General features: G+C 65.6%; 10 protein-coding genes. 5 read left to right on the top strand and 5 right to left on the bottom strand.

The window, feature by feature from the left end; translation table 11 throughout:
• Positions 1-197 precede the first annotated feature (197 nt).
• The 5 genes from ACT4OC_RS19690 (at position 198) to ACT4OC_RS19670 (ending at position 3,109) form a co-directional block, all read left to right on the top strand.
• On the top strand, positions 198-788 hold the full coding sequence (locus ACT4OC_RS19690; protein WP_444840706.1) for a DUF4126 domain-containing protein: 591 nt from the start codon (positions 198-200) through the stop codon (positions 786-788).
• Positions 789-806: 18 nt separating this feature from the next.
• Positions 807-953 (top strand): hypothetical protein, encoded by a 147-nt coding sequence (locus ACT4OC_RS19685; RefSeq protein ID WP_444840705.1) that lies wholly within the window; start codon positions 807-809, stop codon positions 951-953.
• Between the two features lie 142 nt (positions 954-1,095).
• On the top strand, positions 1,096-1,500 hold the full coding sequence (locus tag ACT4OC_RS19680; protein ID WP_444840704.1) for a DUF350 domain-containing protein: 405 nt from the start codon (positions 1,096-1,098) through the stop codon (positions 1,498-1,500).
• A 17-nt stretch (positions 1,501-1,517) separates the two neighbouring features.
• Positions 1,518-1,910 (top strand): hypothetical protein, encoded by a 393-nt coding sequence (locus tag ACT4OC_RS19675; protein WP_444840703.1) that lies wholly within the window; start codon positions 1,518-1,520, stop codon positions 1,908-1,910.
• Between the two features lie 41 nt (positions 1,911-1,951).
• On the top strand, positions 1,952-3,109 hold the full coding sequence (locus tag ACT4OC_RS19670) for a glutathionylspermidine synthase family protein (protein ID WP_444840702.1): 1,158 nt from the start codon (positions 1,952-1,954) through the stop codon (positions 3,107-3,109).
• On the opposite strand, the gene ACT4OC_RS19665 is transcribed toward ACT4OC_RS19670, so the two are convergent.
• The 5 genes from ACT4OC_RS19665 to ACT4OC_RS19645 all read right to left on the bottom strand — a co-directional run.
• Positions 3,106-3,984: a CheR family methyltransferase gene (locus ACT4OC_RS19665; protein ID WP_444840701.1), complete on the bottom strand. Its 879-nt coding sequence runs from the start codon at positions 3,982-3,984 to the stop codon at positions 3,106-3,108. The genes ACT4OC_RS19670 and ACT4OC_RS19665 overlap by 4 nt on opposite strands.
• Positions 3,981-5,138, bottom strand: a complete 1,158-nt coding sequence (locus ACT4OC_RS19660; protein ID WP_444840700.1) for a protein-glutamate methylesterase/protein-glutamine glutaminase — start codon at positions 5,136-5,138, stop codon at positions 3,981-3,983. The genes ACT4OC_RS19665 and ACT4OC_RS19660 overlap by 4 nt, the downstream gene beginning before the upstream one ends.
• Before the next feature lie 85 nt (positions 5,139-5,223).
• Complete coding sequence (locus tag ACT4OC_RS19655; RefSeq protein WP_444840699.1) at positions 5,224-5,589, bottom strand: response regulator; 366 nt, start codon at positions 5,587-5,589, stop codon at positions 5,224-5,226.
• A 72-nt stretch (positions 5,590-5,661) separates the two neighbouring features.
• On the bottom strand, positions 5,662-6,132 hold the full coding sequence (locus ACT4OC_RS19650) for a chemotaxis protein CheW (protein WP_444840698.1): 471 nt from the start codon (positions 6,130-6,132) through the stop codon (positions 5,662-5,664).
• Between the two features lie 19 nt (positions 6,133-6,151).
• The coding region (locus ACT4OC_RS19645; protein ID WP_444840697.1) for a hybrid sensor histidine kinase/response regulator at positions 6,152-8,461 on the bottom strand (2,310 nt) is incomplete at its 5' end.

Raw genomic sequence — 8,461 nt, 5'->3', positions numbered from 1 at the left:
GTGCTGCGCGAGCCGCATGAGGCCGACGAGCGCATCCCGGCCTGAGCAAGGGTTGTACGGCGAGCCAGTTGGCTCACTCCTCCCAGACTGAACCCCGCCGCAAATGGCGGGGTTTTTGTTTTTGGGGCGGCAAAGGATGCTAGTCTGAACTCCCTGCACATTGCCGGCCGACAATGCGTTGATGGAGCTTGCCTGGCATGACCAATGTCGATCTCGGGCTGTCGATTGCGCTCGGCATCGCCCTTGCGGCGGCGACCGGCTTTCGCCTGTTCCTCCCGCTTCTGGTCCTCAGCGCCGCCGCCTGGACCGGACATGTGAACCTCAACGACAGTTTCGCCTGGCTCGGCACGCCGGCTGCGGTCCTCATGCTCGGCACCGCGGCGATCGTGGAGGTCGCCGCGTTCTACATCCCCGGCGTGGACAATCTGCTCGATACGGTGGCAACGCCCGGCGCCGTCGTCGCGGGAACGATCGCATCCGCCGCGGTCATGACCGACGTTTCGCCGATGCTGAAATGGACGGCGGCCATTATCGCCGGTGGCGGCGTGGCAGGCATCACGCAAGGCGTTACCGCGATGCTGCGCGCAAAATCCACCGTCTTCACCGGCGGACTTGGAAACTCCGCCGTCGCAACGGCAGAACTCGGCGGAGCGACGATGGTCTCCATCCTGGCCCTGGCGGCGCCGGTTGCCGCTCTCGGGCTGGTCGTCCTGTTCTTCTGGATGGCGTTCCGCCTGGTTCGCAGCCTCGCACGAAGGACACAGCCGGACGGCAAGTCTCCGCGCTGATCTTCGAACGGCAAGATCATGGCCGCCATGATGCGGCGAATTTATTCCCCCGGATTGAAACCCGCTTCGCGCCGCACCCAGCTGACGCTGGCCGACGCCGGCATCTACGACTACATCTGCGGCCTGCACCCGGCGATGAAGGGCAAGATCGAAGTCAAGGAGTAGCCGGCTCCGTCACGGCCGCCATCGAACGCTTGCAAACCCCGCCAGGCGGCGGGGTTTTTGCTTTGGATTGAACCCGCCCTCATCTCGCCCCGACCAATGGGCCGTGCAAATCTGGCTGTAGAAGCAGATTCGGGGTGACGTGATGGTGCTGCAATCCCTCGCCGGGCTGCCGGCGTTCCTGGTGTATTTCTGTACGGCGATCGTTGCCGTCGTTTCCTACCTCTTCGTCTATACCCACGTCACCCCGTACAATGAACTCGACGAGATCCGCGCCAACAATCCGGCGGCCGCCATTGCGCTCGGCCTTTCCCTGCTCGGCTTCTCGCTGCCGCTGATCAGTGCGATTGCGCATTCCGCCAATGTCTGGGACTGCATGATCTGGAGCCTGATCGCGCTGATCGTGCAGATCATCGTCTTCTTCATTGTCCGCATCCCCGTGCCGAACCTGCCGCAGCGCATCGCCGACGGCGAGCTCGCGCCCGCGATCTGGCTCGGGCTCGCTTCGCTCGCCTTCGGCGCCATCAACGCCGCCTGCATGATCTACTGAAGCAGGATCTTCCGAAGATGGCCGACAAACCGCCCACCCAGTTCGAACGGCGAAGCCGGGGCTCGGCGCCGCCGAGCCGGCCGCAACCCGCCAAACGCTCCCACGAGGTGGTGCTGCTGGTGATGGGCTCCATCGCCGTCGGCAGCACGGCCTATGCGCTGATGCCCCGGGAATGCACGCCGGCGCAGCCGGGGACGATGCCGACCGTATCGTCGCCGTCGGAATGCCCGCCGCGCGGCTCGTCATCGAGCAGCCACGGCAGCTCGGGCGGACGCTACGGCTACTCATCCGGCGGATCGTCCGGATCGACGCCGGCCGCCACTACCGATGCCAGCTCCGGCGGAATCAAGCGCGGCGGCTTCGGCTCCTTTGCTCACAGTTTCTCGTCACACTTCTCGTTCGGCGGTTGACAAGCAACCTGCCGCGACACTCGGGACGGCCAGCGATCACCATGCACCGCATCATCTGTCCCGAGCGCGACGACTGGCGCACGACCGCCGACCGCGCAGGCTTCAACTTCCACACCATCAATGGCGAACGCTATTGGGACGAGCGCGCCTATTACGCCTTCACGCTCGATCAGATCGAGCGCCAGGTCGAGGCGCCGACCGGCGAGATCGACGCGATGTGTCTCGAACTGGTCGACAAGGCGGTCGAGGACGAGAAATATCTGCGGCGCCTGAAAATTCCCGAAGCCTATTGGCCGCTGATCGCGGACAGCTGGCATGGCGACCAGGCCAGCCTCTACGGCCGGCTCGACCTCTGCTTCGACGGAAAGAGCCCGGCAAGGCTGCTCGAATACAACGCCGACACGCCGACCTCGATTTTCGAGTCCGCGGTATTCCAGTGGACCTGGCTGGAGCAGGCGATCGAGCGCAGCATCATCCCGAAGCGCGCCGACCAGTACAACTCGATCCATGAACGGCTGATCGAGGCCTGGAGAAAGCTCGGCGGCGCCAGGCACCTGCATCTCGCCGGCACGATGGCGAGCACCGAGGATTCGGGCACGCTCGCCTATCTCGAGGACACCGCCCGCCAGGCAGGACTTTCGACGACGCTGCTCGATATCGAGGACATCGGCCTTTCAGCGGACCACGGCTTCGTCGATCTCGACAACCGCCCGATCGAGCTCGCGTTCAAGCTCTATCCCTGGGAATGGATGTTCCACGATGAATTCGGCGCTGACATCGCAAGAGCGCCAACGCGCTGGATCGAACCGCCCTGGAAGGCGATCCTTTCCAACAAGGGCCTCTTGCCCCTGCTATGGGAGATGTTTCCCGGACACCCGAACCTGCTGCCGGCGTATTTCGACGACGATCCGCAGGCCGCAAAGCTCGGCGCGTCCTTCGTGCGCAAGCCGCTGTTCTCGCGCGAGGGCGCCAATGTCACGCTGGTCAGCGCCGGCTCGACGCTGGTGGAGCACCAGGGCCCGTACGGGGCCGAAGGATTCATCCGCCAGGCCCTGGCGCCGCTGCCGAACTTTTCCGGGCAGTACGCCGTGGTCGGAAGCTGGCTGGTCGATCACACCCCGTGCGGCCTGTCGGTGCGCGAGGACGAGCACCCGATCACCGGCAACACCTCGCGGTTCCTGCCGCACGCGATTCTCTAGCGCGCGGCGGCAACCAGCTTCAGCGGCATCGCCGCTGCGCCCACTCCGCTCCGCGCTCCGGCTCCACGCGCGGTGTTCGGGCAATACATGCCGCGGCGATCAGGATACGGCTTGAAGGCATCGGTGATGCCGACGACGGATTCGGCGGCGCCCAGCACCAGCGCGCCATCGGGCTCGATCATGCGCGACATCCGCTCGAAGATTCTGGCCTTGGTGTCCTGGTCGAAATAGATCAGCACGTTGCGGCAGAAGATCACGTCGAAGGTGCCGAGATGAGAGAAGTCCTGCAGCAAGTTGAGCTGCCTGTGCTGCACCATGGCGCGGATGTCGGCATTGAGCTGCCAAAGCTCGCCGGTCTGCTTGAAATGCTTCACCAACATCTGGATCGGCAGCCCGCGCTGCACCTCGAACTGGCTGAATATGCCGGCCCTGGATTTCTCCAGCACGGCCTGCGACAGGTCGGTAGCGACGATCTCGGTGCGCCAGCCCGAAAGTGCCTGCGTCTCCTTCAGGATCATCGCGATCGAATAAGGCTCCTGCCCCGTCGACGATGCCGCACACCAGATGCGGATCGACCGCCGCGCCGCGCGCGCCTGGATCAGCGCCGGCAGCACCGCTTCCTTCAGATGATCGAACGGGACCTTGTCGCGGAAGAAGAATGTCTCGTTGGTGGTCATCGCCTCCACCACTTCCGCGGTCAGCGCTTCCGCGCTGCCTTTCATCTTCTGCACCAGCTCGGGAATTCCGGGAAGCCCGGCCTTGCGCGCCAGCGGCACGAGGCGGCTTTCGACCAGGTATTGCTTGTCGGCAGACAGGTCCAGGCCGGAGCGCTCTTTCAGAAACTTGCGCAGATACTCATAGTCTGAAGGCGTCACGAACGTACTCCGGAAAACAACTGAACGAGCTTTGGCGCGATGTCCTTCAGCGGCAGCACCGCGGCGCAGATACCGGCATTGGCTGCAGCGCCCGGCATGCCCCAGACCACGGAGGTGGCTTCGTCCTGCGCAATCACGCTGCCGCCGGCGGCGACGATGTCCTTGCCGCCGCGCATGCCGTCGGAGCCCATGCCGGTGAGGATCACGGCGAGCGTGCCGCCCTGCCAGACGTCGATGGCGGAGGCGAACAACGGATCGACCGCGGGCTTGCAGAAATTCACGGGCGGGCCGTCGTCGAGCGCGATCGCCACATCCGTGCCGTGGCGCACCACCTTCATGTGCCGGCCGCCCGGCGCGAGGTAGATGCGGCCAGGCTTGACGACTTCGCCGTCCACCGCCTCGGCCGCTGGCCTGCGGCTGGAACGCGCCAGATGCTCGGCAAGAATCGTGGTGAAAGTCGGCGGCATGTGCTGGGTGATCAGCACCGGGAAGCGGTCGATCACCGGACCGATCGCGGTCACCAGCGACATCAGCGCCTGCGGGCCGCCGGTCGAGGAGCCGATCACCAGGGCGCGCGGCGCGGTCAGGCCGAACTGGCGCTTCACCAATGGCGCGGCGGTTGCTGCGGGCGCGGGCTTCACATGCGGTTGCGGGCGATCGAGAGTCGACGCCGGCGGCGGGCTTGTGACCGCCGTGCGGCGAACCTTCGCGCCGAGATGGCGGATCTTCTGGATCAGGTCATGATGGAAGACGTCGGCCGCCGAGCTCTCGCGTGTGCTCTCCGGCTTCGGGATATAGTCGGAAGCGCCGAGCGACAAAGCCTTGAAGCTGATCTCCGCGTTGCGGCGGGTCAGCGTCGAGGCCATGATGATGATGAGATCGCGCTTCTTGGCGAGCAGCCTTGGCAGCGCCGAAATGCCGTCGAGATCGGGCATTTCGATATCGAGCACCGCAACGTCGGGGTTGATCCGCTCGAGCTGGTTGAGTGCATCGAGGCCGGTGCGCAGCGAAGCCGCCACCTTCATGTCCGGCTCGGCATCGATCCAGCGCGAGATCATGCCGCGGATCACGACGGAATCGTCGACCACCATGACGCGGATCGGCTCCTGCCTGCCGACACCATGGGTCGCGGAACTCATCAACGCAGTACTCATTTACTTCACCAACACGGCGCAAACGGCACACTGGAACAACTGGAGATGCCGAAGGCCGCGAGACCGCCGGGATCGAACGCTAGAATCAGATCAGTCCGACTTCCTGGAACTTGGCGGTCACGATGTCCTTGTCGAACGGCTTCATGATGTACTCGTTGGCGCCGGCATGCAGCGCCCGCGCGATATGGGCGACGTCGTTCTCGGTGGTGCAGAACACCACCTTCGGCGCGTCGCCGCCGGGCATGCGGCGCAGATTGCCGAGGAACTCGTAGCCGTCCATGACCGGCATGTTCCAGTCGAGCAGCACCGCGTCCGGCAGCTGGCGCTTGCAGGCTTCCAGCGCCTTCTCGCCATCCTCGGCTTCGATGATCTGGAAATCGAGCCCTTCCAGAATCCGGCGCGCGACCTTGCGGATGACGCTTGAATCATCGACGACCAGGCATGTTCTCATCTTCGGCCCCTTCTTCCAGTTCCCTGACGGGACGTTTCCAATCCACTTCAAGTCTGCGGCTCGCCGTTCGGCTTATGCCGCCTTCATTTCCGGCGCGAGTTCGAGGACGCGATCGACGTCGAGGACGACCATGAGCTGTCCGTCGAGGCGGTGGACGCCGCCGGCGAGCTTGGCCATTCGGGGGTCGAGGTTGACGGGGTTTTCCTCGCAGCCGGCTTCGGGCAGGCGCAGCACCTCTCCGATGGTGTCGATGAGCAGGCCGTAGGATTCGCCGCGCAGGTCGACGCCGACCGCCATCGGCGGCTTGCCGTCGTCGGCCCTGGGCAGGCCGAGGCGGGCGCGCATGTCGACCACGGTGACGATGCGGCCGCGCAGATTGAGCACGCCGGCGATCTCCGCAGACGACAGCGGCACCCGGGTCAGCCGTTCCGGCATGAACACGTCCTGGACGCGGGAGATCGGCAGGCCGAACAGCTGGCCCCCGATCACGGCGGTGACGTATTCGGCCACGGTGCCTTCAACGCTCTCGGTCTTGCTGGTCATCGGGTTGGCTCTTTCTTGTTCACGCCGCCCGCTTCACTTCGGCGGTCTGTTCCTTCAGCGCCGCGATCAGGCCGGGGCGGTCGAACTTGGCGACATAGTCGTGGAAGCCGGCCTGCCGGCCGCGCTCGATTGCCGCCGGCGAGACCATCGCCGACAGCGCGATGATCGGCATCTGGCCGAGATGGTGGTCGGAGCGGATGTGTTCGGCGAACTCGAAGCCGTTCATGTCGGGCATCTCGATGTCGGTCAGCACGACGTCGAAGGCCTGGCCCGAGCGCAGCGCCGCCAGCCCCTCCTGGGCGTTCGGCGCGGTCCTGACCTTGTAGCCGGCCGCTTTCAGGACCGGGGCCAGCATGTTGCGGAAGAAGGCGGAGTCGTCGACCAGCAGCACCGATTGGGCGGCCATCGACGGGCGCATCTCCTTGCGACTGAACCAGTCGGCAAAGGCCATCGGCAGGAAGTGGCCGACGTCGATCACCTCGGTGGCCTGGCCCTTGATCACGGCCGAGCCCAAAATGCCCTCCTGCGAGCCGGCCACCTCGATGTTGAGGCGCTCCTCGACGATGTCGATGATCTCGTCGACCACCAGGCCCATGGAGCGGCCGTCGTCGGCGAACACCAGGATCGGCTGCGAGCCTGTGGTTTGCACGGTGACGCCTGCCATCTGCACCAGCGGCATCAGCTGCTCGCGGTACTGCACCATGTAGCGGCCGTTAGAGAGCTCGATCTTGTCGGTGGCGATCTCCTCGAGGCGGGTGACGAGCCCGAGCGGCACCGCCTTGGGCTGGCTGGTGCCGGCGCGGAACACCAGGAGCGAGGTCAGCTGCTCGCCGGAGGAGGCATGCGCAGCCGAGGCATCGTCGGCCATCTCATGGGCCGAGGAGCCGGAGGCGCCCAGGGCCTTGGCGATGCCGTTGGGGTCGATGATCATGATGACGGCGCCATCGCCCAGGATGGTGTTGCCGGAGAACATGTCGATGTGGCGCAGCTTGGTCGACATCGGCTTGACGACGATTTCCTCGGTGTGGAACACGCCGTCGACCACGATGCCGAAGGTCTGGCTGCCGACCTGCGTCACCACGATGAAGCCGTTCTCGGGGTCGCTGGAGGAGCCGTCGTCGATCTTCAAGAGCTTTTTCAGGTGCATCAGCGGCAGCAGCTTGTTGCGCAGCCTTAAGACCGCGGTGTCCTTGATGCGCTCGATGCGGTGCTCCGAGTTGGCCCGGGCGCGCACCAGCTCCACGACGCTCAATTGCGGAATGGCAAAGCGGTCGCCGCCGGCTTCCACGATCAGGGCCGAGACGATGGCCAGCGTCAGCGGGATCTTGATGGTGACCGAAGAACCCTCGCCGGCCACGCTCTTGATGTCGATGGTGCCGCCGATCTGGTCGATATTGGTGCGCACCACGTCCATGCCGACCCCGCGGCCGGACACCGAGGTGACCTGGGCGGCGGTGGAGAAGCCGGGCGCGAAGATGAACTTGTGGATCTGCGCTTCCGTCATCTTCTCGAGCTCAGCCTCGGTGACGAGACCTGACGAGACCGCCTTGGCCTTGATCTTCTCGGTGTTGAGGCCCCTGCCGTTGTCGGCGATGCAGATGATGATGTGGCCGCCCTCGTGATAGGCGCTTAGCCGAATGGTGCCCTGCTCGGGCTTGCCGGCGGCGGCGCGCTCGGCCGGGGTCTCCAGGCCATGGTCGGCGGAGTTGCGCACCATGTGGGTCAGGGGATCCTTGATGAGGTCGAGCACCTGGCGGTCGAGCTCGGTGTCGGCGCCGTGCATCTCCAGCTCGATCTGCTTGCCGAGCTCGCCGGAGAGGTCGCGCACGATGCGGGGCAGCTTCTGCCAGGCGTTGCCGATCGGCTGCATGCGCGTCTTCATGACGCCTTCCTGCAGCTCGGCGGTGACGTTGGACAGCCGCTGCAACGGCACCTTGAACTCGGTGTCCTCGTTGCGGCGGGAGATCTCCAACAGCTGGTTGCGGGTCAAGACCAGCTCGGAGACCATGGTCATGAGGTGCTCGAGGGTGTCGACGTTGACCCGGATCGACTGGTTGGCGACCTTGTCGCCCTCGGCGAGGTCGATCTCGGCGCTGGCGGGGCGCTTTGCCACTTTCTTCACGGTCTCGGCGGCCGGCGCGGGAGCGGCAGCGGGCTTTGCCGCGGGCGCCGCCGGCGCGGCGGGGGCCGGCGCCACCTCGATCGCGGTCTCGCGGAAGGCGCGCTCCAGCTCGTCGAGCGACACCTCGCCCGGGCGCAGCGGGCGCTCCAGGGTCTGCTCGATCAGATGGCCCTGGGTCATCTTGGGCTCGGCGGGTTGCGTCGGGGG

This window comes from Bradyrhizobium sp. (genome assembly GCF_052389815.1).
Classification (GTDB): domain Bacteria; phylum Pseudomonadota; class Alphaproteobacteria; order Rhizobiales; family Xanthobacteraceae; genus Bradyrhizobium.
This window is presented reverse-complemented; position numbering and strand designations above follow the sequence as displayed.